Here is a 26,857-nt window from a genome sequence, read left to right on the forward strand (position 1 = left end):
AAGATAGCCGTAAGATTGAAAATAAAACCGTTCAACGTGCAGACTGGTTATTATATATCAAGCAGGCGACTTCAGGGCGCTGAAATAGATCGAGTCTGGATAATCCGGCTATCCAACGCAGGATGAAGGTTGCAGGTCGGCGCTCTCAGCTTATGCTCGGCTTACAGGCTGCGCGATAACGGCCTGGAGCGGTTTTCCCCGGCGCTTTTGATCCACAGCCAGGAGCCGTTCAAGGCGATCAGCGTCAGAATGGCGTATTCCACCGCCATGGCGTAAACCCCCTGATAGGCGAAAATCACCACGCTGATAACGTCAATGACCACCCACAGCAGCCAGTTTTCCACGTATTTACGCGTCATCAGGATCATGGCGACGATCGACAAGACCATCATGGTGGAATCCCAGAACGGGAAAGCATCCGGCTGTAATTCCGGCATCTGCGCGCCCAGTCCGAGCGCCTGCATAGCGGAGACCGCGATACGCGTCAGCACGGCAAATACGGCGTCGATGTAGCGGGTCATCAGCCCGATGGCCACCACGCACACCGCGGCCCAGCCGAGCAGTTTCGGCAGCGGCAGCCAGCGGACCTTGAGCTCCAACTGATTCGAATCCGTCTTGCGCGACCAGGCGTACCAGCCATAAATATTGGCGGCAAAAAAGAAAATCTGTAACAGCAGACTGGCGTAGAGCTGGATCTGGAAAAAAATCACCGCAAACAGCGTGACATTAATCAAACCAAACAAATAGTTAATGGTTTTTTCCTGACTTGCCAGCCAGATACAAAGCAGTCCGAATAGCGTACCGACCGCCTCTATCCAGGAAAGATCGTATCCCCCCGCCCCCAAAGGGATATGAACCAAAATATTACCGGTACTGAAAAAATCCATCTCGCCATCCTGTCTCAATAATCATCCACAAGGTTATTTTTATATATCAATGTATAAGCATAAATAAAAACCATAATCCATCAGGCATTGCCGCGTACGCGCAACTTCAGTGTAGCAGCAAACTCAAGCATTCGATTCAGCGGAACCAGCGCGCCTTCCCTTAGTGCCGCATCGACATGAATTTCATGCGTCTCGCCGCTCTGTTCCAGTCCTTCGGCAATCGCCTGCAGGCCGTTCATCGCCATCCAGGGGCAGTGCGCGCAGCTGCGGCAGGTCGCCCCTTCGCCGGCGGTCGGCGCTTCCAGCAGGGTTTTGCCCGGACACGCCTGCTGCATTTTGTAGAAAATGCCGCGATCGGTGGCCACAATCAGCTCCCGCTGCGGCAGAGTTTTCGCGGCCTGAATAAGCTGGCTGGTGGAGCCGACGGCATCGGCCATCTCCACCACGCTGTGCGGCGATTCCGGATGCACTAAAATAGCGGCGTCGGGATACAGTATTTTCATACGCCTTAAGGCCTGGGTTTTAAATTCATCGTGCACGATGCAGGCTCCCTGCCAGCACAGCACGTCGGCGCCGGTTTGCTTCTGCACATAGCTTCCCAGGTGGCGATCCGGCGCCCAGATAATCTTTTCCCCCAGGCTATCCAGATGTTCAATCAGCTCCACCGCGATACTGGAGGTGACCACCCAGTCGGCGCGCGCTTTTACCGCCGCCGACGTATTGGCGTACACCACCACGGTGCGGTCGGGATGCACGTCGCAAAAGCGGTTGAAGGCTTCGATGGGGCAGCCGAGATCGAGCGAGCATTCGGCCTCGAGCGTCGGCATCAGCACGGTTTTTTCCGGGTTAAGGATCTTTGCCGTTTCGCCCATAAAACGCACGCCCGCCACCAACAGCGTCGAGGCGGGATGCGTGCTGCCAAAGCGCGCCATCTCCAGCGAGTCGGCGACGCAGCCGCCGGTTTCCTCCGCCAGGGATTGAATTTCCGGATCGGTATAGTAATGGGCCACCATCACCGCATCGCGCTGCCGCAATAACGTTTTTATTCTGCTGCGGTAGCGTTGCTTTGCTTCATCCGATAACGGTTTAGGCTTCGCCGGAAAGGGATAAATAGTTTCATTGCTATCAAAAAGGATGCTCATTATGGATTTCCATGATGACAACTCAGGGGCCTGAAAAGCGTAAAATCCCCCCATTCAGGCCGTAGTGTTTTTTATCCTAAACAAATTAGCGAAAAAAAAGCGCGAAGTCGCTCTATTTTTGCATAAATATCGTTTTTTTGTTTATTGCATTAAAAAATTGTCGGGAACAATTTTTAACGTTGCGCAGCAACGGCCCGTAGGGTGACGGGCAGGAAGCCCGTCATAAACGCCAGATTTGGGTTTCAGGCAAAGAATCGATGCCAATACAGCGATATAGGGATGACCAGAAACAGCGCGGGGAGAAAGTTCACCACGGCGAAGGTCTTAATCTGCGCAATCCGCAGCCCCACCGCAATCATGATGATGCCGCCGCAGGCGGAGAAATCGCCTGCCGTGACCACCGTCATAAACGGCATAATCAGCTTGGCGGAAAAGAACAGCAGCGACTGGACAATAAGCTGGGGGATGGCGATCGACATGACCGCGAAACCCAGCGTAATGGAAAAAATCAACGCGGTGAAAATATCCAGCGCGGATTTGATAATCAGCAACTGGTAGTCGCCGTTTAACCCTTCGGTCAGCGCCCCGACGACCCCGGTTCCGCTGGCGCAGAACAACACGATAAGCGCGGTGAAATTCTGCGAGTAAACCTCCTGCGGCAGGCGGTGCTCAGGCGCCGGAACTATACGGCTGAGCGCGCGTTGCACCGCCGTCCCCGCTTTCTGTACCCCGTACTCCATACGCAATAGTTCACCGGCCGCGACGCCAATGATGATCGCCAGCGCCACCGCGGGCAGCTGCTGCACTTTAATAACCAGCGTAACGCCCATTGCTATCGACACCATGGCGAATGCCGGCGGCAGCCCGTCTTGCAATCGCTGCGGGATAAAACGCCGCAGCACGATGCCAAGCCCGCCGCCGATAATAATGGCGGCTGCATTAATCAAAGGACCGATCATAAAACTCCCTTACCACTGCTATCGTGTTTACTTCGTAACATATAGCCCACAGGCTGATAAAAATACCGGCGGCTATACGCTCCCACGGGGGACTATAGAAACGTAATATACAGCAAACCGTCGGATAGCGGGGAAACGGTCATGGCTGAATAGGGTAAGAGGGGAATATCAGGAATACGGTGGGTAGTGGGTCGTCAGGAGAATTCATTTTCAGGCATTCAGTCTTTCCGCCAATCTTGCCATCAGATCCATACGTTGGTGAAAAATCGCCACAACCAGCATTGGTTCATTATCTCGCGGCAGGAAGAATACATCATGGTGTTCACAATGCGCCATACGCAGCGTCGGCCAGAGTTCGCTCATGTCCTTGAGGATTCATCACCAGTCGCAAGAGCGGTAATGGCGACGTCCAGTTTTTTATTGCTTGATTGTTTTGCCTTGCAGCGCCGCCAGGGCTTTCAGGCTCTGGTGTTGATGCTCGGTTAGATCGATAGTCAGACGGCTCATAAGGTCACTCCATAAACTACCACAAACCCACATTAGCACTAATACGACTATCCAGTCATGACCGGTTTGGTTGTCTTCACGGCAAACCATGCTGTCTCGCTTCGCAGTCTGTATTACACCTGCGTCAGCAAACGCGCAAAGTCAGTCAATGTCAGTTGTAAAGCGACTACACGGGGCAAAATCGCGCATCGGGAGGTTGACTCCACCGGCTTGTAAACAAGAAATCCGCCTTCAACGTCGCTGGCTTGCGCGTTGAAACCCGCAAGCCACTGACCGTCAGCAAAGTCCTCAAAACATATACATCAGGGCTTTGTTGAATAAATCGAACTTTTGGCCGTAGTCAGGATCAGATCACCACACTCCTGATCCTGCAGCGATATCACGTGGCAAAACAAAAGTTCAAAATCACAAACTGGGCTACCTACAACAAGGCGCTCATCCATCGGGGCTCACTGACATTCTGGCTTGATGAGTCGTCCATTCAGGCCTGGTATGACGAGCCCAACACGTCTTCACGTGGTCGTCCTCAACGTTATTCTGAGCTCGCTATTTCTACCGTACTGATGCTCAAACGCGTTTTTCGCCTCACGCTGCGCGCCGCGCAGGGATTTATTGATTCCATTTTTACCCTGATGAAGCTCCCGCTCAGGTGCCCAGATTACTCCTGCGGCAGCAGGCGGGCTAAGTCCGTCAACATCCCGTTTAAAACCCCCACGCGCGGCGAAATTGCCCATCTGGTTATCGACTCCACCGGATTAAAAGTCTTCGGTGAAGGGGAGTGGAAGGTGAAAAAACACAGTCAGGAAAAGCGCCGCGTCTGGCGGAAGCTTCACCTGGCGGTGGACGCCGGTACTCACGAGGTTATCTGCGCTGACCTGTCCCTGAATAATGTGACTGACGCAGAGGCATTCCCGGGACTTATTCGTCAGACCCACCGGAAAGTTAAGGTCGCCTCTGCCGATGGCGCTTATGACACAAAACTTTGCCATGACGAGCTGCGGCGAAAAAAAATCAGGGCGCTTATCCCGCCGCGAACCCGGGCGGGTTACTGGGCAGCGGAGTATGCGGACAGAAATCAGGCGGTGGCCAGGCAGAGGCTTACCGGGAGCAATGCTTACTGGAAATGGGACACGGCTTATAACCGGCGGTCGTTGGCCGAAACGGCGATGTACCGGGTTAAACAACTGTTCGGTGGGCATCTAACGCTGCGTGACTACGATGCGCAGGTTGGTGAGGCTATGGGCATGATCCGTGCCTTAAACAAAATGACGCGTGCAGGGATGCCAAAAAGTGTGCGGATTGCCTGAGATAATGATTGATATGGGACCGTTTTATCTAAACTCGATTTATTCAACAAAGCCTAGATTATTACGTAGATCGATAAACGAGTTACCGTTATTTCCCGGTTCACCGGTCATAAAGTTAAAATCCATTTCAATAAGATATTGAAGTCTCGACGTGTGCTCTTCCGAGTATTGCACCTGTTCAATTAATGGCAGCTCTTCATAATGATACAGCACCATTTTGAAAAACTCTGTCTGTTTATAGTCACCTTGATTCCATTCAATCTCACTTTTCATAACGGCCAAGCGACGCCAGGCGTACTCTTGCGCATCTGATTCATACGATGCCGCACGGCGTTCATTAGCTGTGAATGTGCCGCTATCGTCGTAAATAATTAATGCCAGTTGGTCTCGCGTTAATCCTTTGAACGGATTTGAACCTGAGCCATTGACAAAAACCGTTGCCTGCTTTGCGCGTTCCAATAGGGCCTGATCATCCGTATCAGGTACTTCGGCATCGTATTTTGCGCGATTATTCTGATAACTCGGCCCTGTGATCTGGCTAAGTAACGTTTTTGCCTTTTGTGCTAGTTCATCACGGCTAAGGCTGGCGTCTCTGTTTTCTGCTCTCACAGAGGTGTCGGCCAACTGGCGAGCGAGTGTAGAAACGGCGCTTTGTGCTTTTGATTCAGTCTCGCCGGAAATAATAACGGACTGATTATTCGTGGAAGTGGCCGAACCTTTTTCCGTCGCGTTTGTTTCGCTGGAACGGAAAGATGTTGTGGACACTGATAGGCTATTTATATTCATTACCGATACCTCATCGCTATCAGACGCGCCAGCGCATAAAATGACGCGCCTGAATATTACGCCAAACGGACGATTTATCTCATGGTCAGTTCAACGGTTGAATCATAGGTCGAGGCATTAACACACCGTTTACGGTGAGGTTGCATCTTGCCCCATTGCTTTGCGTAGCCTTTTTAGTCCATTTGGGGATTTTATTTCCCAACACGATATCTACCGTATATTCGATATCAAATCGGCACTCTTTAGTTCCAATCTTGTAGCGGAGATGCATGGAACTTACGTCATTAAACGGGCTGGATATGGTATAAGTATCGGCCATGCCCGGTTTTACCGTTTCTTTGGGCGCAGGTGAAATTGCACTGCCTTTGAGGTATCGCTCGACGTATTTTGCACCTGAACATAGGCCGTCGCAGCTATGTTGATTTCCCTATCCCAATCCTTGAGGTATCAATAGCGTCAGTAGATTTCATTAGAAACAGGCGGAAAAATCTGTCTGATCAAATATCGGCACAACCATTTAAATATTTACTAATTCTTTACTATTTACTGCCTAACGCCCTGAATCCGTGTGATACCTCACCGCCATATCCCATTCGCCATAGCGCCTCGTTGACCGTTTCGCTGTGCATTGGCTGGCTGCGTTTTACCCTGCCGGGAAATACAAATGGCGAATGCTCACTCAAAGGTTTAAGTTGTTCCAGCTCGGCCAGCACCTGCGGCGACAGTGGCACCAGATGTTCACGTTTCATCTTCATACGCGCCCCTGGGAGCGTCCAGAGACGTTTCTTTATATCTATTTCACACCACAGGGTTCCGGCGACCTCGGAAAGGCGCATACAGACGAAAAAAAACCGTATCCTGTTGACAGTGATACGGTTTCCTTACTTCCCCGGACTCGATGAGACGTCCCAAGAATATATGTTGGTGGGTCGTGCAGGATTCGAACCTGCGACCAATTGATTAAAAGTCAACTGCTCTACCAACTGAGCTAACGACCCGCAATGCGGAACTGCTGAAAAACCTGCTGCTGAAATTGGTGGGTCGTGCAGGATTACTCGGCCTGCGGCCTCGCCCTTCGGGCCAACGCTTGACGCGTTGTTCAAAATCGACGATGTCGATTTTGTCGAACCTTACGGTTCTCATCCTTCACGATTCTAAACCACTTTCTTAATTTGAAATTGGTGGGTCGTGCAGGGCTCGAACCTGCGACCAATTGATTAAAAGTCAACTGCTCTACCAACTGAGCTAACGACCCAAATTTCATGCCGCTTCAGGCATTTCGTTCATGCCTTGGCAACGGCGGCATATATTACTAACTTAAATTTTCAGCGCAACCTATTTTCCACAAAAACGGTTCGACTGCTTATTCTTCGCACGTTCAGGCACAAAAATTGCTCATAAAGAGCAACATTTGTGCCTGACGAAAGGAGATCAAGAGGCTGATAGACGCTTTTGCGCCTGCTTCGCGCTTTCGGTATTGGGATAGGCTTTTACCACCTGCTGGTAAACGGCTTTGGCTTTATCAAGCTGCCCTTTTTCCTGCATGATCACCCCAACCTTCAGCAACGCTTCCGCGCTTTTCGGCGATTTGGGGTAATTTTTTACTACATTGGCAAAGTAGTAGGCGGCATCGTCTTTCTTCCCCTTGTTGTAATTCAACTGTCCAAGCCAATATTGGGCGTTGGGCTGGTAGGTTGAATCCGGGTATTTCTTGACGAAAGCCTGAAATGCGCTGATGGCCTGATCGTACTGTTTTTTCTCCAGCACCAGGGCGACGGCCTCATTGTAATCGCTGTTTGCATCACCGGTACCGGCCGGTGCGCTATTGTCGGCGCCGCTGTCCGCCGCTGGCGCGCTCGGCGACGCGGCCGGCGATGAGCTTAAGCCATCAATTTGCTGATAAATCTGTTTTTGCCGCTCGACCACCTGATTCAGCTGGTACTGACTTTCCTGAATCTGCCCGCGCAAATTATCGATATCGCGCTGCGTGTCGGAAAGCTGTTGCTGAAGTTGGGTTAAAAGCTGACTGTGAGCGTTGGAAATACGCTCCAATTGAGTGACTCGATCTTCAACCGAGCCAGAGCCGGCATTACTGATTGGCGCTGCCTGGGCAGTAGCGGCCCACAGGACCGCTACGCCAACCAGTAACGACAGACCCAACGAGTGACGTCTGAAGTTACCGATCATGCGATTCTCTTAATATACCAGGACGGCACGACGGTTTTTGGCATAGGCCGCTTCGTCATGACCCAGTACGGCTGGTTTTTCTTTACCGTAAGATACGATAGAGATTTGGTCGGAAGAAACGCCTTTACCCTGCAGGTACATTTGTACCGCATTGGCGCGACGTTCGCCCAGAGCGATGTTGTATTCCGGCGTACCGCGTTCATCCGCATGACCTTCGATGGTCACTTTGTAAGACGGGTTGCTGCGCAGGAATGCCGCATGCGCGTCCAGCAGTTGAGCGAAATCAGAGCGAATATCGTACTTGTCCAGATCGAAGTAAACGATATTGTTACGCTGCAATTCCTGCACCTGCAGACGAGCCTGCTCGGAAGAAGAGCCACTGCCGTTCTCGAAACCGCTGCCGCTGCCGCCGGCGCCGGCGCCGATGGAAGATTGGTCGCTATCCGCATTTTTATTAGAACTACATGCGGCAACTGCCAGTACCGGCAGAGCCAACATCAGGCCTTTCAGCACTTTATTGAATTGCATCTGTTTGTGTCCTTTAAATAGTTTATTGTACATAGTCTGCACTTATAGATACGGCGACCAGGCAGGGAACTTGACCTGTCCATCAGTAGCCGGAAGACGCGCTTTGAAACGCCCATCCGTCGAAACCAGCTGTAACACCGAACCCAGCCCCTGTTTGGAGCTATAGATAACCATGGTGCCATTAGGCGCGATACTTGGCGTTTCGTCCAGGAACGTGTCCGTTAATACTTGCACGGCGCCCGTTACCAGATCCTGTTTGGCAATATGCTGAACGCCCGCGTTGGAGCTCACCATTACCAGAAACTTACCGTCGGCGCTCACTTCAGAATCCTGATTTTGGGCACCTTCCCAAGTCAGACGCTGAGGAGAACCGCCGTTGACATTCGTTTTATAAACCTGAGGACGACCGGCCTGATCCGAAGTATAGGCCAGGGTTTGGTTATCCGGGAACCAGCTGGGTTCGGTGTTGTTGCTGCGTCCATCGGTTACCTGGCTGATTTGACCGGACCCCAGATTCATCACATACAGATTCAGGCTGCCGCTTTTCGACAAGGCAAACGCCAGCTTGCTGCCGTCGGGAGAGAAAGAAGGCGCCCCGTTGTGACGCGGGAAAGAGGCGATCTGGCGGATGGCGCCGTTCGCCAGCGTTTGCACCACCAGCGCCGAACGTCCGCTTTCAAAGGTCACATAGGCCAGTTTGCTGCCGTCCGGCGACCATGCCGGAGACATCAACGGCTCGGGAGAACGGTGAACCACAAACTGGTTATGGCCGTCATAGTCCGCAACGCGCAGTTCAAAAGGGAACTGGCCGCCATTGGTTTGCACCACATAGGCGATACGGGTACGGAAGGCGCCCTTGATGCCGCTCAGTTTTTCAAACACCTCGTCGCTGGCGGTATGCGCGGCGTAGCGCAGCCACTGCCTGGTGACCTTGAACTGGTTCTGCGCCAAAACGCTGCCCGGATTGCCGGAGGTATCCACCAGCTGGTAGGAAATAACATAGCTGCCGTCGGCGCTGGGCTGCACCTGTCCGACAACCACGGCGTCAATGCCCAGCGCCGTCCAGGCGGCCGGCGTCACTTCGGATGCGGTGGCGGGTTGCTGCGGCATACGGCCGGCATCAATCGGGTTGAACTTGCCGCTGTTGCGTAAATCGGCGCCGACAATGCCGCCGATATCCTCAGGCGCGGCGCCCGGTCCCGCCCATTTAAAGGGAACAACGCCGATCGGACGCGCCGAGTCCACCCCCTGGGTGATCTCGATGCGCACTTCCGCATGCAGCGCCACGGCCCACAGCATTAAAAAACTTACTGCGACATTAAGTACCTGCTTCATTTAATCTCCCTTATCCAGACGCAGCGTCTGCGATAATTAGCAGAATTTTAACAAAAACAAACCAATGTCAACAAAACACTATAACCTGGTTTGTTTACCATAGTAATAATCTTAAACCCATATCGGTAAACGGCCCGGTTACTGCGGTTTAAAGTCTATCGGCGCATTTTTGAAAGCCTCATACACATCCGAACTTGGCGGCTTCGGAATTCTGGCCTGTTTCGCCGCGGCAATCGCCGCCTGGCACAAGGCAGGATCGCCGCCCTCGGCATTCACATCAACCAACAGACCGTCCGGCGCCAGTTTGATGCGCAACGTGCAGGTCCGCCCTTTATACAGTTGCCAGTCATAAAACTTGTTCTGAATCGCCGCGCGCACCTGGCTGCCGTAGCTGTCCAGCGCCGCGCCGGATGCGCCGCTTTGCTTGTTGTTTCCCGTTCCCGCCGGCGCGCCGCCGCCCGATTTGGGCGCGTTTTTCGACGATGCCAGTCCGCCAAGCAGGTCATCAACGCTGTTTTCCTGTTTGGCGGCTTCCGCGGCGGCCCTCTTTTTATCTTCCGCCGCTTTTTTAGCCGCGGCGGTGGCCTCGGCTTTCTTCGCGGCCTCTGCCGCCGCCTTTTGCTTCGCCGCTTCCGCGGCCGCTTTTTGTTTCGCCAACTCGGCGGCTTTTGCCGCTTCCGCTTTAGCCGTCTCCTGCGCTTTCTGCTTCGCGGCTTCCGCGGCGGCCTTGGCTTCTTCTTCCGCCTTTTTCTTCGCAGCAGCAGCCGCGGCCGCTTGGCGTTGAATTTCTTCTTCGGCTTTTCTCTTCGCGTCGGCGGCGGCCTTCGCCTGCTGTTCCGCTTCCGCCCTGGCTTTGGCCGCCGCGGCCTCGGCCTGTTGCTGTTGTTCCTTCGCCTGCTGCGCGGCCTCTTCAGCCTGCTTACGCTGCTGGGCCTGCTCCTGCGCCTGCCGTTTAGCCTCTTCCTGCGCCTGCAGGCGCTCTTTTTCCAACTCTTTCAGCCGCTGCTGCTCCGCCGCCTGTTTCTGCTGCAGCTCTTCGGCCTGCTGCTCCGCCTGCCTTTTACGCAACTGCTCGGAGCGCTGTGCGTCGGTCTGCTGTTGCTGCTGGCGGTTGTATTGTTCAACAACGGCGCTCGGGTCGACCATAACGGCATCAATTGATGAACCGCCGCCGCCTCCGCTGGCATCCATCGTTTGCGTGAATGAACTCCAGATCAGCAAAGCAATCAGTAAGATATGCAGAACCACCGAAATAATAACGGCGCGTTTCAGCTTATCGTTTTGTTCGGTTGCTTTTAGCACAATCGATTCCCAAAAACAGTATTGCCAACAATATGCCCGACGATCGTCACGCTGTTTCAGATCGGTTGCGTCATCAGCCCAACGGATTTGACCCCGGCCTGATGCAGCAGGTTCAGCGCCTTGATGATTTCATCATAAGGAACATCTTTCGCGCCGCCAATCAAAAATACCGCTTTCGGGTTGGCCGCCAGTTGCGCCTGCGCTTCGGCCACCACCTGTTCCGCCGGAAGCTGTTCCATCCGGTTCTGTTCAATTACCAGACTGTATTGCCCTATTCCCGATACTTCAACGATCACCGGAGGATTATCGCTGCTGGAAACCGTCTTTGAATCCGTCGCCTCCGGCAGATCGACCTCCACGCTCTGGGTGATGATGGGAGCCGTCGCCATAAAAATCAGCAACAGCACCAGCAGCACGTCCAGCAGCGGAACAATGTTGATCTCGGATTTCAGTTCACGGCGGCCTCTGCGTACTCGTGCCATGATCCCCCCTGATTATTTGCTGTTATCGCTGGAGAAGGCTTGACGATGCAGGATGGCGATGAACTCTTCCATAAAGTTGTCATAGTTCTGCTCCAGCTTGTTCACCCGCTGATTAAGGCGGTTATACGCCATAACCGCGGGGATAGCGGCGAACAGACCGATCGCCGTTGCAATCAACGCCTCAGCGATGCCGGGCGCAACCATTTGCAACGTCGCCTGCTTTACCGCCCCCAGGGCGATGAAAGCGTGCATAATCCCCCACACCGTGCCAAACAGGCCGATATACGGGCTGATGGAGCCGACGGTTCCCAAAAACGGAATATGGGTTTCCAACGTCTCCAGCTCACGGTTCATGGAAATACGCATCGCCCGCGACGCCCCTTCCACCACCGCTTCCGGCGCATGGTTGTTGGCGCGATGCAAGCGTGCAAACTCTTTGAACCCGGAATAGAAGATTTGTTCTGTTCCCGTCAGACTGTCGCGACGCGTCTGACTCTCCTGATAGAGGCGAGACAGCTCGATACCTGACCAAAATTTATCTTCAAACGCTTCAGCATCGCGCGTCGCCGCATTCAGGATACGGGTGCGCTGGATGATGATCGCCCAGGAAGCAATGGAAAAACAGATTAAAATCAGCATGATTAGTTTGACCAGAAGGCTTGCCTTCAGGAACAAATCAAGAACATTCATGTCAGTCACTGCTTGAACTCCGCGACAATAGACTTAGGAAGCGCGATTGGCTTCATTTGGTGTGGATCGATGCATGCGACCAAAACTTCAGCCTGACTCAACAAGCTGCCGCATGAATTGAGAATGCGCTGTGAGAAAGTCAGAGAAGCGCCGCGCATCGCGATGATTTCGCTTTGCACTTCCAACAGATCGTCAAGGCGCGCGGGGGCAAAATACTCCACCGACATCCGGCGAACGGCAAAAGCAATATGTTCGCTCATCAATGCCTGCTGGTGAAAATTGCGTTCACGCAACATTTCCGTTCTCGCCCGTTCATAAAAGGCGACATAACGCGCGTGATAAACAACACCACCTGCATCAGTATCTTCAAAGTAGACCCGAACTGGCCAGCAGAATAACGTCTTACTCACTCTACATCCCGGCAATGCTATAAACATCGTTACTATACGCAAGAGGAATGAGGTTGGGAATGGATTGCAACGGCGGAAAGAAAATAATTATGGGTTGCAGACAACCCATAACCAAATGGAATAGTCGGCGGGATTAGCTGAAGAAGTAATACAGGCCGAGCACCAGAATGACAAAGGCCGGAAGCGGACTGAAAAAGGCGCGCCAGCGCAATCGCCGCGGACGAAAACCCACCCCGTGGACCACGCCGGCGCACACCGCCCAGATCAGCAACAGCCCCTGCCATACCGATAATTCGCTGGTTCTTGCCGCAAAGCGGGCGGGATCCCAGAACACACACCCGGCCGCCGCCAGCGCCATGATCAGGGAAAGAGCCCGAATCGGGCTCTTATCCATCAGGCGGTATAGCTTATCCACCAGATCGCTCATTGAGTTTTATCGTCGGCCGCTTTGCTTGCCTCGCTTTGCTCAAGCGCCAGGGCGGTGATAATCCCCAGCGAGCAAGCAAGAAGCGTTCCGAGTATCCAGGCAAAATACCACATAAATTAAGCTCCTTACTTAGTACAGCGAGTGGGTGTTCTGCTCAATATGTTCTTTGGTAATCCGTCCGAACATTTTGTAGTAACACCACGCGGTATAGGAAAGCACAATCGGGACGAAGATAATCGCCACCACCGTCATCACTTTCAGGGTCAGCAGGCTTGAGGTCGCATCCCACATCGTCAGGCTGACGTTGGGCACGGTGACCGACGGCATAATGAACGGAAACATCGCCACGCCCGCCGTCAGAATCACGCACGCAATGGTCAGGGATGAGAACAGGAACGCGAACGCGCCTTTCTCCAGCCGGGCGAAAACGATGGTCAGCAGCGGCAATACCACGCCCAGCAGCGGGATAGCCCACAGCACCGGATGATTGTTGAAGTTAATCAACCAGGCGCCCGCCTGATGGGCGACTTCTTTACGCAGCGGATTGGACTCGGCCGCGGTATTGATGGCGGAAGTCACCACATAACCGTCAATGCCGTAAACCACCCAGACGCCCGCCAGAGCGAAAGTCACCAGCATAACCAGCGCGGAAAGTTGCGCCGCCGTTTTTGAACGCACGTGCAACTCGCCGGTGGTGCGCATCATCAGATAGGTCGCCCCCTGCGCCACGATCATCGTCAGGCTGACAATGCCGGTCAGCAACCCGAACGGGTTCAGCAACTGGAAGAAGTTACCGGTATAGTACAGGCGCAGATACTCGTCGACGTGGAAGGGTACGCCCTGCAACAGGTTGCCGAAAGCCACGCCGATCACCACCGGCGGCACAAAGCTGCCGATGAACAGGCCCCAGTCCCACATGCCGCGCCAGCGCGGATCTTCGATTTTGGAGCGATAGTCAAAACCGACGGGGCGGAAGAACAGCGACGCCAGCACCAGGATCATGGCGATGTAGAAACCGGAAAACGCCGCGGCGTAGACCATCGGCCAGGCGGCGAACAACGCGCCGCCGGCGGTGATCAGCCAGACCTGGTTGCCGTCCCAGTGCGGGGCGATGCTGTTGATCATTATACGGCGCTCGGTATCGCCCCGGCCCATCACCCGGAGCAATATCCCCACGCCCATATCAAAACCATCGGTGACGGCGAAACCAATCAGCAGAATGCCGATCAACAGCCACCAGATAAAACGCAACACTTCATATTCAAACATAGTGGACTCCTGTTTACCGTGCTTCCTGCGCAACCGTCAGCGGCTGTTCAAAGTGGTAACGCCCCGTTTTCAGGCTGCTTGGCCCCAGACGCGCGTATTTGAACATCAGATACATCTCCGCCACCAGGAATAGCGTATACAGACCGCAAATCAGCGCCATTGAGAACAGGATATCCCCCGCGGTCAGTGACGAGGTCGCGACCGCGGTCGGCAATATTTCACCGATGGCCCAGGGTTGACGCCCGTATTCGGCCACGAACCAGCCCGCTTCCACCGCAATCCACGGCAAAGGGATACCGTACAACGCGGCGCGGTGCAGCCATTTTCTTTCGCCGATTTTGCCGCGCAGCACGGTCCAGAAAGAGAGGCCGATGATCAGCAGCATCAGGATGCCGCACGCCACCATAATGCGGAAAGAGATATACAGCGGCGCCACGCGCGGAATAGAGTCCTTGGTGGCCTGCTGAATTTGCGCTTCGGTCGCGTCGGAAACCTGCGGCGTATAGCGTTTCAGCAGCAGACCGTACCCCAGATCCTGTTTCGACTGGTTAAACGCTTCCTTAACCGCGGGATCGGTATTCCCGGCGCGCAGTTCCTGCAGCAACTGGTAAGCCTTCATGCCGTTGCGGATACGCACCTGATGCTGTTCCATCAGCTCTTTCAGCCCGGTCACCTGCTTATCGGTGGAACGCGTCGCGATCAAACCAAGAACATAGGGGATCCGAATAGCATAATCGTTTTCCATGGTGCCTTGATTCGGCAGGCCGATCAGCGTGAAAGAGGCCGGCGCCGGCTGGGTTTCCCATTCGGCTTCTATCGCGGCCAGCTTGGTTTTCTGTACGTCGCCCATTTCATAGCCGGATTCGTCGCCCAGGACAATAACGGAGAGCACGGAGGCCAGACCGAAACTGGCGGCGATGGCGAAGGAACGTTTGGCAAAGGCGATGTCGCGGCCTTTCAGCAGATAGTAAGAGCTGATGCCCAGAATAAACATGGCGCCGGTGCAATAGCCCGCGGCGACGGTGTGAACGAATTTCACCTGAGCGACCGGGTTCAGCACCAGATCGGCGAAGCTCACCATTTCCATGCGCATGGTTTCAAAGTTGAAATCAGAGGCGATGGGGTTTTGCATCCAGCCGTTAGCCACCAGGATCCACAGCGCGGAGAAGTTGGAGCCCAGCGCGACCAGCCAGGTAACCGCCATATGCTGAATTTTTCCCAGCCGATCCCAGCCGAAAAAGAACAGGCCGACGAAGGTGGATTCGAGGAAGAACGCCATCAGGCCTTCAATGGCCAGCGGAGCGCCGAAAATATCCCCGACATAATGGGAGAAATAGGACCAGTTGGTGCCGAACTGAAACTCCATGGTCAGTCCGGTGGCAACGCCGAGGGCAAAGTTGATTGCAAATAACTTGCCCCAGAACTTGGTCATATCTTTATAGATTTGTTTGCCCGACAGCACATACACCGTTTCCATAATCGCCAGCAAAAACGCCATCCCCAGCGTTAGTGGTACGAATAGAAAATGGTACATTGCGGTTAAGGCAAACTGTAAGCGTGACAGTTCGACTATATCAAACATCTTGACTCCTTGCTCCTCGCAGGAAGGTTTTAGCTTGCAGGATCTGACAAGCCACTAAACACCCGTCAGTAAACACTCAAAAAAGAACACAACAAGAAATTGCTTCAGCACTGGCTTTTACAAACGCCGCTATATCGCCCGGCGCATCCAACGGCAAGCCAAAGAAAAATCACAAATATTACAGGTCTCCAATCCTGAGCCCCAAGACTGAGTGACGGTATATTACGCCTCTAATCCCCTACAATAAATAGGTTTTTACGTGACCCAGATTGGATTTTCAGTTTCAAATCAACTTTCCTGCTAACTATGTCGCCAGCAATAATTGACCTGGCGCAATTTAATCTCATTTCCAAAAATATATCCATAGGCAGAGTTTGATCTAAAACAAATTCCCCTTTTTTTGTTAACTAAGGGTTTATATTAATTCCGTTCCACCCGCATTGTTAACGCAATGTGTTTTTATGGTTTAAATAAAAACCAATTCGGTAATATATTTTTTACTTTGGCAGCGCCTATTGATACTAAATGGCGTTGTCCCCCTTTAGCTAATTCACTCCATTTATAGACTATAATTAAGTACTTTAATTGTTAGCGCATTGTTGCAATAAATTAACAATATTCATTACCGGTTATAAACCGACTGAATACGCTGCTTTTTCACGATAAAAAAGGCCACCCGAAGGTGGCCAAACATGTCGAACTTTGCAAGGGTAATAGGTTGTTACTGCCGAATCAGCGGGACAGCACCGCTTTGACCGCCTCGCCGATATCGGCCAGACTGCGCACCGTTTTCACCCCGGCGGCCGCCAAAGCCGCAAACTTATCATCGGCGGTGCCTTTGCCGCCGGCGATAATCGCCCCGGCATGTCCCATACGTTTGCCTTTGGGAGCGGTCACTCCCGCAATGTAGCCGATCACCGGTTTGGTCACGTGATCCTTGATATAGGCGGCGGCTTCTTCTTCGGCGGTTCCGCCGATTTCACCGATCATCACAATCGCTTCGGTCTGCGGATCCTGCTCGAACAGCTGCAGGATATCGATAAAGCTGGAGCCGGGAATAGGATCGCCGCCGATACCCACACAGCTGGATTGCCCCAGCCCGGCGTCGGTGGTCTGTTTGACCGCTTCGTAAGTCAGGGTGCCGGAACGGGAGACGATCCCCACTTTGCCCGGCAGATGGATATGGCCCGGCATGATGCCGATCTTGCATTCGCCCGGCGTGATGACCCCCGGACAGTTCGGGCCGATCATCCGCACGCCGCTCTGCTCCAGTTTGACCTTCACGCTCAGCATATCCAGCGTCGGGATCCCTTCGGTGATGCAGATAATCAGTTCGATGCCGGCGTCGATGGCTTCCAGAATCGAATCTTTACAAAATGGCGCCGGAACGTAGATAACCGAGGCGGTGGCGCCGGTCGCGTCGATGGCTTCACGCACGGTGTTGAACACCGGCAGCCCCAGATGTTCGCTGCCGCCTTTGCCCGGCGTTACGCCGCCGACCACCTGCGTGCCGTAAGCAAGCGCTTGATCCGAGTGAAACGTCCCCTGACTGCCGGTAAAACCCTGGCAGATGACTTTGGTGTTTTTATCGATCAGAATGGACATTATTTCTCCTCCGTCGCGGCCACGACCTGCAGCGCCGCATCCGTCAGGCTGGTGGCGGCAATAATATTCAAGCCGCTGTCGGCCAGCTTTTTGGCGCCCAGATCGGCGTTATTCCCTTCCAGACGCACCACCACCGGGACATTGACCCCCACTTCGGCAACCGCGCCGATGATACCGTCGGCGATCAAATCGCAACGCACGATGCCGCCAAAGATATTGACCAGTACGGCTTTGACCTTGTCGTCGGACAGGATGATTTTGAACGCCTCGGTCACCCGCTCTTTGGTGGCGCCGCCCCCCACGTCAAGGAAGTTGGCCGGCGCCCCGCCGTGCAGCTTGACGATGTCCATCGTCCCCATCGCCAAACCGGCGCCGTTCACCATACAGCCGATATTGCCGTCCAACGCCACATAGTTCAGTTCCCACTGGGCGGCATGCGCTTCGCGGGAGTCTTCCTGGCTCGGGTCGCGCATTTCGCGCAGCTCGGGCTGACGGAACAGGGCGTTGCCGTCGGCCGCCAGCTTGCCGTCCAGACAGATCAAATCGCCCTGTTTGGTAATCACCAGCGGGTTGATTTCCACCAGCGCCAGGTCGCGCTCCAGAAACATCGTCGCCAGCCCCATAAAGATTTTGGTGAACTGGGCCACCTGTTTGCCGCTCAGGCCCAGCTTAAAGGCCAGTTCGCGCCCCTGATAGGGCTGCGGCCCGGTCAGCGGATCCAGCGCCGCCTTATAAATCAGTTCGGGGGTCTCTTCCGCGACCTTTTCGATCTCCACGCCGCCTTCGGTGGAGGCCATAAACACCACGCGGCGGCTGCCGCGGTCGACCACTGCACCCAGATAGAGCTCCTGGTCAATCTCCGTCGCCGCTTCCACCAGAATCTGATGAACGGGCTGCCCTTGCGCATCGGTTTGATACGTCACCAGATTTTTACCCAGCCAGCTTTCAGCGAATACGCGGATATCTTCCTTGTTGCCGACGACTTTCACCCCGCCCGCTTTACCGCGGCCGCCGGCGTGAACCTGGCATTTGACCACCCACGGGCCCGCGCCGATTTTCGAGGCGGCTTCTTCCGCTTCGCGCGGCGTCGTACAGGCATAGCCGACCGGCGCCGGTAGCCCATACCGAGCAAATAGCTGTTTTGCCTGATATTCATGTAGATTCATGATGTTCTATCCATCTAAGTTTAAAGATAAGTCAGTGACTTTCTTATATTTTTTGATGATGCCGCAAACAGAACGGCCTGCATAGCACATATAATGAAGGGCGGCGGGTAGTCGGTGCTCCGCCGCCCGGGCGGATCAGATATCCAGCAGCAGACGAGTGGGATCTTCCAGCAACTCTTTCACCGTCACCAGGAAGCTTACGGATTCGCGTCCATCGATCAGGCGATGATCGTAGGAGAGCGCCAGATACATCATGGGCAGGATGACCACCTGACCGTCTACCGCCATCGGCCGATCTTTAATCGCATGCATGCCGAGGATGGCGCTTTGCGGCGGGTTGATGATCGGGGTGGACATCAGTGAACCAAAGACGCCGCCGTTGGTGATGGTGAAATTACCGCCGGTCAGCTCTTCAACCGTCAACTTGCCGTCGCGGCCTTTTACCGCCAGCTCTTTGATCTTCTTCTCGATGTCGGCCATGCTCAGCGCATCGACGTCATGCAGTACCGGGGTCACCAGACCGCGCGGCGTCGACACCGCGATGCTGACGTCGAAATAGTTATGGTAAACCACATCTTCGCCGTCAATGGAGGCGTTGACTTCCGGGAAGCGCTTCAGCGCTTCAACCACCGCTTTGAGGTAGAAAGACATAAAGCCCAAGCGGACGCCGTGGCGCTTCTCGAACACCTCGCCGTACTGCTTGCGCAGGTCCATAATGGGCTTCATATTGACTTCGTTGAACGTGGTCAGCATGGCGGTGCTGTTTTTCGCTTCCAGCAGACGTTCCGCCACCCGTTTGCGCAGGCGCGTCATCGGTACGCGTTTCTCGCTGCGCGCGCCCAGCGCCGGGGCCGGAGTTGACGGCGCGGCGGGTTTATCCTCTTTCCTGGCCTCTTGTTTGCTCGCGGCCAGATGCTTGTCAACGTCTTCCCGGGTGATGCGTCCCCCGACGCCGCTGCCTTTAATGGCGGCGGCATCCAGATCGTGCTCGGCAATCAGACGGCGAATAGCCGGACTGAGCGCGTCGCTGCTCTGCTCTTCCAGCGCGGCCGTGTGGCGCTGCGCCGGATTGGCCTCTTTGGTCTGCGACTTTTCACTGGTTTCCTTACCGGAGCTGTCGCCCCGGCGCAGGCGGCCCAGCACCTGACGCGCCGTCACCGTGGCGCCTTCCTCTTCCAGCACCGCATCCAGAATGCCGGCTTCGGATGCCGGCACTTCCAGTATGACTTTGTCGGTTTCAATTTCGACCAGCACCTCATCGCGCTGGACGCTATCGCCCGGTTTTTTATGCCAGGTCGCCACCGTGGCGTCAGCGACGGATTCGGGCAGGTCGGGGACGAGAATATCTACGCTACTCATTATCTATCCTTTTATTTAATCAACGTTCAGCGCGTCATTAACCAGATCTTGCTGCTGTTTCTGGTGTACGGAAAAATAGCCCACCGCGGGTGAGGCGGAAGCTGGACGTCCGGCGTAACGTAAAGAAGCCCCAAACGGAATAACTTCACGGAAATGATGCTGGCTGCAATACCAGGCCCCCTGATTCAGCGGCTCTTCCTGACACCACACGAAATCGTGCACCTGGGAGAATGGCTCCAGCGCCTCCTGCACCGCCTGGTGCGGGAAGGGATAAAGCTGCTCGATACGCACTACAGCGACATCTTTTTGATCATTTTTGCGCCGCTGCTCCACCAGATCATAATAAACCTTGCCGGAACAGAGCACGACGCGTTTGACCGCCTTAGGATCCAGATCGTCGACTTCGCCAATCGCCGGCTGGAAATGGCCGTCGGCCAGATCTTCCAGCGAGGAGATCGCCAGCGGATGGCGCAACAGCGATTTCGGCGACATGACGATCAGCGGACGACGCATACCGCGCAGCGCCTGACGACGCAGCATGTGATACACCTGGGCCGGCGTGGAAGGAATGCACACCTGCATATTCTGTTCGGCGCACAGTTGCAGGTAGCGTTCGAGCCTGGCCGAGGAGTGTTCCGGCCCCTGCCCTTCATAGCCGTGCGGCAGCAGCATCACCAGCCCGCACATCCGTCCCCACTTTTGTTCGCCGGAACTGATGAACTGGTCGATAACCACCTGCGCGCCGTTGGCGAAGTCGCCGAACTGCGCTTCCCAGATGGTCAGGGTGCGCGGCTCCGCCGTGGCATAGCCGTATTCAAACGCCAGCACCGCCTCTTCGGAGAGCACCGAGTCCCAGACGTTGAACGTTCCCTGCGCGTTATGCACATGTTCCAACGGCGTATAGCCGGAACCGTTCTTCTGATTATGCACCACCGCATGGCGATGGAAGAAGGTGCCGCGGCCGGTGTCTTCACCCGACAGACGTATCGAAATCCCCTCGTCGACCAGCGTGGCGTACGACAGCATTTCCGCCGCGCCCCAGTCAAACGGCTTATTGCCGTTCGCCATCTCCGCCCGGTCGTTATACACCTTGGCGACCCGCGGCTGCATTTCTATCGCCTCCGGGATCTGGCTGATGCGCTTGGCCAGCTCCTGCAAACGCTTCATCTCGACCTTGTTGGGATAGGGTTCGTCCCACTCGTGGTTCAGATAGGGCGACCAGGTGAAGGACTGCATGTCCATCTCGCGCCACTCTTCCACCACGCAGTCGCCGCCGTCCAGCGCGTCGCGGTACAGGTTGACCAGCTCGGTGGCGTCTTCCAGCGTGACCACCTGCTGCTGTTCCAGACGGTCCGCATACACTTTGCGCGGCGTCGGATGTTTTTTGATTTTCTGATACATCATCGGCTGGGTGGCGCTGGGCTCGTCCGCCTCGTTATGACCGTGCCGACGGTAGCAGATCAGATCGATAAACACGTCGCGCTTAAAGGTGTTGCGGAAATCCAGCGCCAGACGGGTAACGAACGCCACCGCTTCCGGATCGTCCGAATTAACGTGGAAAATGGGCGCCTGCACCATTTTACCGATATCGGTGCAGTATTCCGTGGAGCGAATATCCAGCAGGTTCGAGGTGGTGAAACCGATACGGTTGTTGATGACGATACGCAGCGTGCCGCCGACTTCATAGCCGCGCACCTTGGACATGTTGAGCGTTTCCTGCACCACGCCCTGCCCGCTGATGGCCGCATCGCCATGAATGGTCACCGGCAGCACCAGCGTATCAACCGGATTATCCAGCCGGTCGAGCCGGGCGCGCACCGAGCCGGTCACCACCGGGCTGACGATCTCCAGGTGGGAAGGGTTGAACGCCAGCGCCAGATGCACCAGCCCGCCTTCCGTTTCCAGATCGGAGGAGAATCCCTGATGGTATTTCACATCGCCGGTGCCCAGGTGCTCTTTATGCTTGCCGGAGAATTCATCGAACAAATCCTGCGGTTTTTTCCCCACCACGTTGACCAGCACGTTGAGGCGGCCGCGGTGCGCCATGCCGAGGACCACTTCGCGCGTGCCGTTTTTGCCCGCATGACGAACCATCTCTTTCAGCATCGGCACCAGGGCGTCGCCCCCTTCCAGCGAGAAGCGCTTGGCGCCGGGGAACTTGGCGCCGAGGTAACGCTCCAGGCCTTCCGCCGCGGTCAGCTCCTTCAGGAAACACCTTTTCTCTTCGGCGCTGAACGAGGGCTGCCCCACCACCGACTCGATACGGTGCTGGATCCAGCGTTTTTCTTCCGTATTGGTGATGTGCATATACTCCGCGCCGATCGGCCCGCAGTAGGTCTGTTTCAACGCCTGATACAGTTCGCCCAGCTGCATGGTGTCCTTGCCGATGGCGAACGACCCCACGTTAAAGGTTTCCTGCAAATCATCCTGCGTCAGATTGTGGTAATCGAGATCCAGTTCGGGCACCGGGATCTGGGGGCGCAAATTCAAGGGATCGAGATTAGCCTGCTGGTGGCCGCGAAAGCGGAAGGCGTTGATAAGCTGCAACACCTTGACCTGCTTCGCATCGCTGTCAGGGTCGGTAACCGATGAGGTGTGACGTGAAGACTCTTTCGCCAGGCGGCGAAAATATTCACGGGTTTTGGAGTGGAGTTGATCCGGTTTAATCCCAGCCGTAGGCAACTGCTGGAAAATCGATCGCCAGCTGAGATCGATGGAATCCGGGTCGGTTAAAAAATCTTCATAGAGCTGCTCTATGTAGGACTGGTTCGCGCCCGCCAGATAGGAGGAATCCAGCCAGGCCTTCATTGCGCCGTTCTGCATCATGATCCCTTAAGCTAATAAGCTTCAGTTTTCGCCGTGGTTAACATGTCATCGTGCCGTATAAAATCAGTTACCATAAAGGGTTCACTTGCCGTACGTCAGTACCGGCGGGGAATCCATTACCCGTTAAGGAACCTTTAAAAACCGGTTCTGGCGCCTGAGCCCGCTTTTAAAGGTTTCCTGTCATCCTCCGCCGCATGCGCCGCGGAGGATGATATCCATAACAATCCGCTAATTAAACAACGCGCTGGTTACGCGCTCCGCTGCAACAGCATGGACTTAATGTGGCCGATCGCCCGCGTCGGGTTAAGCCCTTTCGGACAAACACTGACGCAATTCATAATGCTGTGACAGCGGAATACGCTGAAAGCATCGTCCAGATTCTCCAGTCTGGGCTGGGTTTCCGTATCGCGACTGTCGATCAGAAAGCGGTACGCGGCCAGCAGGCCCGCCGGCCCGACGAACTTGTCCGGGTTCCACCAGAACGACGGACAAGAGGTTGAACAACAGGCGCACATGATGCATTCATATAAGCCATCCAGTTTCGCGCGCTGCTCCGGCGACTGCAAATGTTCGCGCGCCGGAGGATTTCTCCCATTATTCAACAGGTAAGGCTTTATTTTCTCATATTGGGCATAGAATTGCCCCATGTCCACCACCAAATCACGCACCACCGGCAATCCGGGCAACGGGCGGACGACGATTTTATGGTTTCCGCGCCGCAGCGCCGAAATCGGCGTGATGCAGGCCAGCCCGTTTTTACCGTTCATATTAACACCGTCCGAGCCGCAAACGCCCTCGCGGCATGAACGGCGGAACGACAGCGTCGGGTCCTGTTCCTTCAGCAGAATCAGCGCGTCCAGCAGCATCATGTCACGCCCCTCTTCCGCTTCCAACCGGTAGTCCTGCATCCGCGGCGCATCATCCACGTCCGGGTTATAACGATAAATAGAAAATTCGAGTTTCATCAATCAATCCCCCGCAATTAATAAGTACGCACTTTCGGCGGAAAGGCCGGGCGCAGTTTAGGCTGCATGTTCACCGCACGGCGCGTCATGCTATCGGTTTGCGGCAGATACAACGAATGACATAACCAGTTTTCATCATCACGATCGGGATAGTCGAAACGGCTGTGCGCCCCGCGGCTTTCGGTGCGGAAATTGGCGGAAACCGCCGTCGCATACGCGGTTTCCATCAGATTATCCAGCTCCAGACATTCAACGCGCTGGGTATTGAATTCGGTGGAATTATCGTCCAGACGGGCATTTTTCAGCCGCTCGCGGATCGTTTTCAGCTCTTCCAGACCTTTCGCCATGGCGTCTCCCTCGCGGAATACCGAGAAGTTATGCTGCATGCAGGATTGCAGCGCCTTGCGGATTTCCACCGGATCTTCGCCCGAGGACGTGTTGTTCCAGCGGTTAAGACGTTCGAGGGAGGCTTCAATATCCGACTCGCTGGCGTCGCGGCTTGCGCCCTGCTCATCCAGCGACTCATGCAAATGCATTCCCGCCGCCCGGCCGAACACCACCAGATCGAGCAGCGAGTTACCGCCCAGGCGGTTGGCGCCATGCACCGAAACGCAGGCGATCTCCCCCACGGCGAACAGGCCGGGGATCGGCACATCTTCCCCTTTTTCGTTCACCGTCAGCGCCTGGCCGCTGACTTTGGTCGGAATGCCGCCCATCATATAGTGACAGGTGGGAATAACCGGGATCGGTTCTTTCACCGGATCGACGTGAGCAAAGGTGCGGGACAGCTCAAGAATGCCCGGCAGGCGGGATTCCAGCACTTCTTTACCCAGGTGGTCCAGCTTCAGCTTGGCATGCGGCCCCCAGGGTCCTTCGCAACCGCGCCCTTCGCGGATTTCGATCATAATCGAACGGGCCACCACGTCGCGGCCGGCCAGATCTTTGGCGTTCGGCGCGTAGCGTTCCATAAAGCGTTCGCCGTGCTTATTCAGCAGGTATCCCCCTTCGCCGCGACAGCCTTCGGTCACCAGCACCCCGGCGCCGGCGATCCCCGTCGGATGGAACTGCCACATTTCCATATCCTGCACCGGCACGCCGGCGCGTAACGCCATGCCGACGCCGTCGCCGGTATTGATGTGCGCATTGGTGGTGGACTGATAAATACGCCCCGCGCCGCCGGTGGCCAGTATGGTGGCGCGCGCTTTGAAATAGACCACTTCGCCGCTTTCGATACAGATGGCGGTGCATCCCACCACCGCGCCATCCTGATTTTTCACCAGATCGAGCGCGTACCATTCGGAAAAGATGGTGGTGTGATTTTTCAGATTCTGCTGGTATAGCGTATGCAGCAGGGCGTGGCCGGTGCGGTCGGCCGCCGCCGCGGTACGGGCGGCCTGTTCGCCGCCGAAATTCCTGGATTGTCCGCCGAACGGACGCTGATAGATTTTGCCGTCGTCCAGACGGGAAAACGGCAGTCCCATATGTTCCAGCTCCAGCACCGCTTCCGGACCGGTTTTGCACATATATTCAATCGCGTCCTGATCGCCGATGTAGTCGGAACCTTTCACGGTGTCATACATATGCCATTCCCAGTTGTCTTCATGGGTATTGCCCAGCGCGACGGTGATGCCCCCCTGCGCGGACACGGTATGGGAACGGGTTGGAAAGACTTTGGATAACAGGGCGCAGGAGAGGCCCATCTGGGATATTTGCAGCGCGGCGCGCATACCTGCGCCGCCCGCGCCGACCACAACAGCATCAAACTCTCTGACTGGCAAATTCATTACGCCCCCCACACCACAATTGTTCCATAAATGACGTACACCAACAGCGCAACCACAATCGCCAACTGTAAAGTCAGGCGCAGGGCCAGCGGTTTAATGTAGTCGGTCAGCACCTGCCACATCCCTATCCACGCATGCACCAGGATGGAAAATAACGTAAGCAGGGTGAATACCTTGGTGAGAGCCATAGCGAAAAAATCGCGCCAGACCGGGTAGGTGATTTCGTCGACGGCGATAATAAAGCCAATCAGATAAATCACATACAGAACAATGACGATGGCGGAAGCGCGAATCAGCAACCAATCCTGTACGCCATTGCGTCCTAACGCAGAAGCATTGCTTACCATACGAGGACTCCAGCCAGAAGTGAAAGCGCGACGGTGATGACAAAAGAGATATTCGCCGAACGTTTGCCAGCAACAAGGTCCTCTTCTATATAGCCAAAATCCATCATCAGATGACGCAGACCGCCGACAATATGGTAAGCCAGCGCGGTGAGGATGCCCCAAACGACAAATTTGACGATAACGCTATCCAGCATTTCCGCCGCCCGCAGGAAGCCCTCCGCGGAAGAAAGGGAGAGTCCCAACAGCCACAGCAGGATGCCGACAGCGACAAAGGTGATAACGCCGGAGACGCGGTGGAGAATGGATGCTATCGCAGTAACGGGAAACTGGATCGTCTGCAGATCCAAATTAACAGGTCTTTGTTTTTTCACGAATATGCCCACACAGCTTTTATTATTGTATCTTCCTCCGGACCTGAATGAGGTCAGACAGCATAAATGTCGCAAACCTGGAAGCGGGTTTACGCTACGCGCTCAAACATCAACGTTCCGGTGTCTAACTGCGCATCATTCATACTGGGTGGCTCCTACGACAGGGGATTCCGGAGACCTGTCCGAAGTATAGGTACTTCACATTCTTATTACAAATCCCATACAAATTGTTTGGTGACATTTCCCCGGAATAGTGATTGTCATCACGAATTTCACAATTTATACAAATACAATCATCTCGTTTGACAAAATTTCAACATTTAAATTACAACTAGCGCGCTAAACTCCCTATGATGTAGTAACGCTCAGCGGTTATTCTTTCCCACCGGCATAACTTATGTAAAAGTGGGGACAAGAGAAGCCACGTAAAAGTTAGCACTACTGGCTATGATTAGTTCAGAGAATGGTTAATTATCTGGAGAACGATGTTTTCATCCTGAATGTGGCTGGCGGCTCGCCATAGCCCGACTCTGTCCCCTACGGACGACGCTGTCGCGACAGAACAGAGTTTCGCTGGTTGGTTATTGATCCGGTGTACAGGCATGACGGTATTTCTTCGGTGGAAAATTTTAAA

The 26,857-nt window shown here is 54.7% G+C and carries 27 protein-coding genes, 2 tRNA genes and 1 other RNA gene; 1 reads left to right on the forward strand and 29 read right to left on the reverse strand.

Features of this window, described 5'->3' with window-relative positions; genetic code table 11:
• Window positions 1-161: 161 nt before the first annotated feature.
• The 5 genes from pnuC to DDT56_RS25000 form a co-directional block, all read right to left on the reverse strand.
• Window positions 162-887: a nicotinamide riboside transporter PnuC gene (pnuC, locus tag DDT56_RS18805; RefSeq protein ID WP_136167952.1), complete on the reverse strand. Its 726-nt coding sequence runs from the start codon at window positions 885-887 to the stop codon at window positions 162-164.
• Window positions 888-967: 80 nt separating this feature from the next.
• Window positions 968-2,029 (reverse strand): quinolinate synthase NadA, encoded by a 1,062-nt coding sequence (nadA, locus tag DDT56_RS18810; protein WP_136167953.1) that lies wholly within the window; start codon window positions 2,027-2,029, stop codon window positions 968-970.
• 242 nt (window positions 2,030-2,271) lie between these two features.
• Entirely contained in the window at window positions 2,272-2,988 is a 717-nt protein-coding gene (locus DDT56_RS18815) for a DUF554 domain-containing protein (protein ID WP_136167954.1), read from the reverse strand.
• Between the two features lie 210 nt (window positions 2,989-3,198).
• Window positions 3,199-3,351, reverse strand: coding sequence for a hypothetical protein (locus tag DDT56_RS18820; protein ID WP_246856824.1), 153 nt, complete (start codon window positions 3,349-3,351; stop codon window positions 3,199-3,201).
• A 54-nt stretch (window positions 3,352-3,405) separates the two neighbouring features.
• A complete protein-coding gene (locus tag DDT56_RS25000) occupies window positions 3,406-3,495 on the reverse strand; it encodes a hypothetical protein (RefSeq protein ID WP_210417050.1) in 90 nt (29 codons plus the stop codon).
• A gap of 383 nt (window positions 3,496-3,878) precedes the next feature.
• On the opposite strand from DDT56_RS25000, the gene DDT56_RS18835 reads away from it, so the two are divergent.
• Window positions 3,879-4,802, forward strand: a complete 924-nt coding sequence (locus DDT56_RS18835; RefSeq protein WP_136167955.1) for an IS5 family transposase — start codon at window positions 3,879-3,881, stop codon at window positions 4,800-4,802.
• Between the two features lie 39 nt (window positions 4,803-4,841).
• On the opposite strand, the gene DDT56_RS18840 is transcribed toward DDT56_RS18835, so the two are convergent.
• The 24 genes from DDT56_RS18840 to sdhC form a co-directional block, all read right to left on the reverse strand.
• Window positions 4,842-5,588: a hypothetical protein gene (locus tag DDT56_RS18840; protein WP_136167956.1), complete on the reverse strand. Its 747-nt coding sequence runs from the start codon at window positions 5,586-5,588 to the stop codon at window positions 4,842-4,844.
• Window positions 5,589-6,127: 539 nt separating this feature from the next.
• Window positions 6,128-6,424: a tyrosine-type recombinase/integrase gene (locus DDT56_RS18845; RefSeq protein ID WP_246856825.1), complete on the reverse strand. Its 297-nt coding sequence runs from the start codon at window positions 6,422-6,424 to the stop codon at window positions 6,128-6,130.
• 86 nt (window positions 6,425-6,510) lie between these two features.
• Window positions 6,511-6,586, reverse strand: a tRNA-Lys gene (locus DDT56_RS18850).
• A gap of 36 nt (window positions 6,587-6,622) precedes the next feature.
• Window positions 6,623-6,752: non-coding RNA, RtT sRNA (locus tag DDT56_RS18855), on the reverse strand.
• Between the two features lie 15 nt (window positions 6,753-6,767).
• Window positions 6,768-6,843, reverse strand: a tRNA-Lys gene (locus tag DDT56_RS18860).
• 176 nt (window positions 6,844-7,019) lie between these two features.
• The gene (cpoB, locus tag DDT56_RS18865) at window positions 7,020-7,775 is read right to left on the reverse strand and encodes a cell division protein CpoB (protein WP_136167957.1); all 756 of its coding nucleotides are present in this window, start codon (window positions 7,773-7,775) and stop codon (window positions 7,020-7,022) included.
• Window positions 7,776-7,784: 9 nt separating this feature from the next.
• Window positions 7,785-8,303, reverse strand: a complete 519-nt coding sequence (gene pal / locus DDT56_RS18870) for a peptidoglycan-associated lipoprotein Pal (RefSeq protein ID WP_136167958.1) — start codon at window positions 8,301-8,303, stop codon at window positions 7,785-7,787.
• 42 nt (window positions 8,304-8,345) lie between these two features.
• Window positions 8,346-9,638, reverse strand: coding sequence for a Tol-Pal system beta propeller repeat protein TolB (tolB, locus tag DDT56_RS18875; RefSeq protein ID WP_136167959.1), 1,293 nt, complete (start codon window positions 9,636-9,638; stop codon window positions 8,346-8,348).
• 138 nt (window positions 9,639-9,776) lie between these two features.
• The gene (gene tolA / locus DDT56_RS18880) at window positions 9,777-10,940 is read right to left on the reverse strand and encodes a cell envelope integrity protein TolA (protein ID WP_136167960.1); all 1,164 of its coding nucleotides are present in this window, start codon (window positions 10,938-10,940) and stop codon (window positions 9,777-9,779) included.
• Between the two features lie 56 nt (window positions 10,941-10,996).
• Complete coding sequence (tolR, locus tag DDT56_RS18885; protein ID WP_136167961.1) at window positions 10,997-11,422, reverse strand: colicin uptake protein TolR; 426 nt, start codon at window positions 11,420-11,422, stop codon at window positions 10,997-10,999.
• Between the two features lie 12 nt (window positions 11,423-11,434).
• Window positions 11,435-12,121, reverse strand: a complete 687-nt coding sequence (gene tolQ, locus DDT56_RS18890; protein WP_136167962.1) for a Tol-Pal system protein TolQ — start codon at window positions 12,119-12,121, stop codon at window positions 11,435-11,437.
• Window positions 12,118-12,522, reverse strand: a complete 405-nt coding sequence (gene ybgC, locus DDT56_RS18895; RefSeq protein WP_136167963.1) for a tol-pal system-associated acyl-CoA thioesterase — start codon at window positions 12,520-12,522, stop codon at window positions 12,118-12,120. The genes tolQ and ybgC overlap by 4 nt, the downstream gene beginning before the upstream one ends.
• A 133-nt stretch (window positions 12,523-12,655) precedes the next feature.
• On the reverse strand, window positions 12,656-12,949 hold the full coding sequence (gene ybgE / locus DDT56_RS18900) for a cyd operon protein YbgE (RefSeq protein WP_136167964.1): 294 nt from the start codon (window positions 12,947-12,949) through the stop codon (window positions 12,656-12,658).
• Window positions 12,946-13,062 carry a cytochrome bd-I oxidase subunit CydX gene (gene cydX, locus DDT56_RS18905; protein WP_136167965.1) on the reverse strand — a complete coding sequence of 39 codons (117 nt, stop codon included), beginning with the start codon at window positions 13,060-13,062 and terminating at the stop codon, window positions 12,946-12,948. The genes ybgE and cydX overlap by 4 nt, the downstream gene beginning before the upstream one ends.
• 16 nt (window positions 13,063-13,078) lie before the next feature.
• Entirely contained in the window at window positions 13,079-14,218 is a 1,140-nt protein-coding gene (cydB, locus tag DDT56_RS18910) for a cytochrome d ubiquinol oxidase subunit II (RefSeq protein ID WP_136167966.1), read from the reverse strand.
• A 13-nt stretch (window positions 14,219-14,231) separates the two neighbouring features.
• On the reverse strand, window positions 14,232-15,800 hold the full coding sequence (gene cydA / locus DDT56_RS18915; RefSeq protein WP_136167967.1) for a cytochrome ubiquinol oxidase subunit I: 1,569 nt from the start codon (window positions 15,798-15,800) through the stop codon (window positions 14,232-14,234).
• Window positions 15,801-16,532: 732 nt separating this feature from the next.
• The gene (sucD, locus tag DDT56_RS18920) at window positions 16,533-17,405 is read right to left on the reverse strand and encodes a succinate--CoA ligase subunit alpha (RefSeq protein ID WP_136167968.1); all 873 of its coding nucleotides are present in this window, start codon (window positions 17,403-17,405) and stop codon (window positions 16,533-16,535) included.
• A complete protein-coding gene (sucC, locus tag DDT56_RS18925; protein WP_136167969.1) occupies window positions 17,405-18,571 on the reverse strand; it encodes an ADP-forming succinate--CoA ligase subunit beta in 1,167 nt (388 codons plus the stop codon). The genes sucD and sucC overlap by 1 nt, the downstream gene beginning before the upstream one ends.
• Window positions 18,572-18,706: 135 nt before the next feature.
• Window positions 18,707-19,930, reverse strand: a complete 1,224-nt coding sequence (gene odhB, locus DDT56_RS18930) for a 2-oxoglutarate dehydrogenase complex dihydrolipoyllysine-residue succinyltransferase (protein ID WP_136167970.1) — start codon at window positions 19,928-19,930, stop codon at window positions 18,707-18,709.
• 15 nt (window positions 19,931-19,945) lie between these two features.
• Window positions 19,946-22,753 carry a 2-oxoglutarate dehydrogenase E1 component gene (gene sucA / locus DDT56_RS18935; RefSeq protein ID WP_136168001.1) on the reverse strand — a complete coding sequence of 936 codons (2,808 nt, stop codon included), beginning with the start codon at window positions 22,751-22,753 and terminating at the stop codon, window positions 19,946-19,948.
• Between the two features lie 251 nt (window positions 22,754-23,004).
• Window positions 23,005-23,721 carry a succinate dehydrogenase iron-sulfur subunit gene (locus tag DDT56_RS18940; protein WP_009113775.1) on the reverse strand — a complete coding sequence of 239 codons (717 nt, stop codon included), beginning with the start codon at window positions 23,719-23,721 and terminating at the stop codon, window positions 23,005-23,007.
• Between the two features lie 17 nt (window positions 23,722-23,738).
• The gene (gene sdhA / locus DDT56_RS18945; protein ID WP_136167971.1) at window positions 23,739-25,505 is read right to left on the reverse strand and encodes a succinate dehydrogenase flavoprotein subunit; all 1,767 of its coding nucleotides are present in this window, start codon (window positions 25,503-25,505) and stop codon (window positions 23,739-23,741) included.
• Entirely contained in the window at window positions 25,505-25,852 is a 348-nt protein-coding gene (sdhD, locus tag DDT56_RS18950; protein WP_136167972.1) for a succinate dehydrogenase membrane anchor subunit, read from the reverse strand. The genes sdhA and sdhD overlap by 1 nt, the downstream gene beginning before the upstream one ends.
• The gene (sdhC, locus tag DDT56_RS18955) at window positions 25,846-26,235 is read right to left on the reverse strand and encodes a succinate dehydrogenase cytochrome b556 subunit (RefSeq protein WP_136167973.1); all 390 of its coding nucleotides are present in this window, start codon (window positions 26,233-26,235) and stop codon (window positions 25,846-25,848) included. Before sdhC ends, sdhD begins: the two co-directional genes overlap by 7 nt.
• Window positions 26,236-26,857: the final 622 nt, after the last annotated feature.

Source organism: Brenneria corticis, assembly GCF_003115855.1.
GTDB lineage: Bacteria > Pseudomonadota > Gammaproteobacteria > Enterobacterales > Enterobacteriaceae > Brenneria > Brenneria corticis.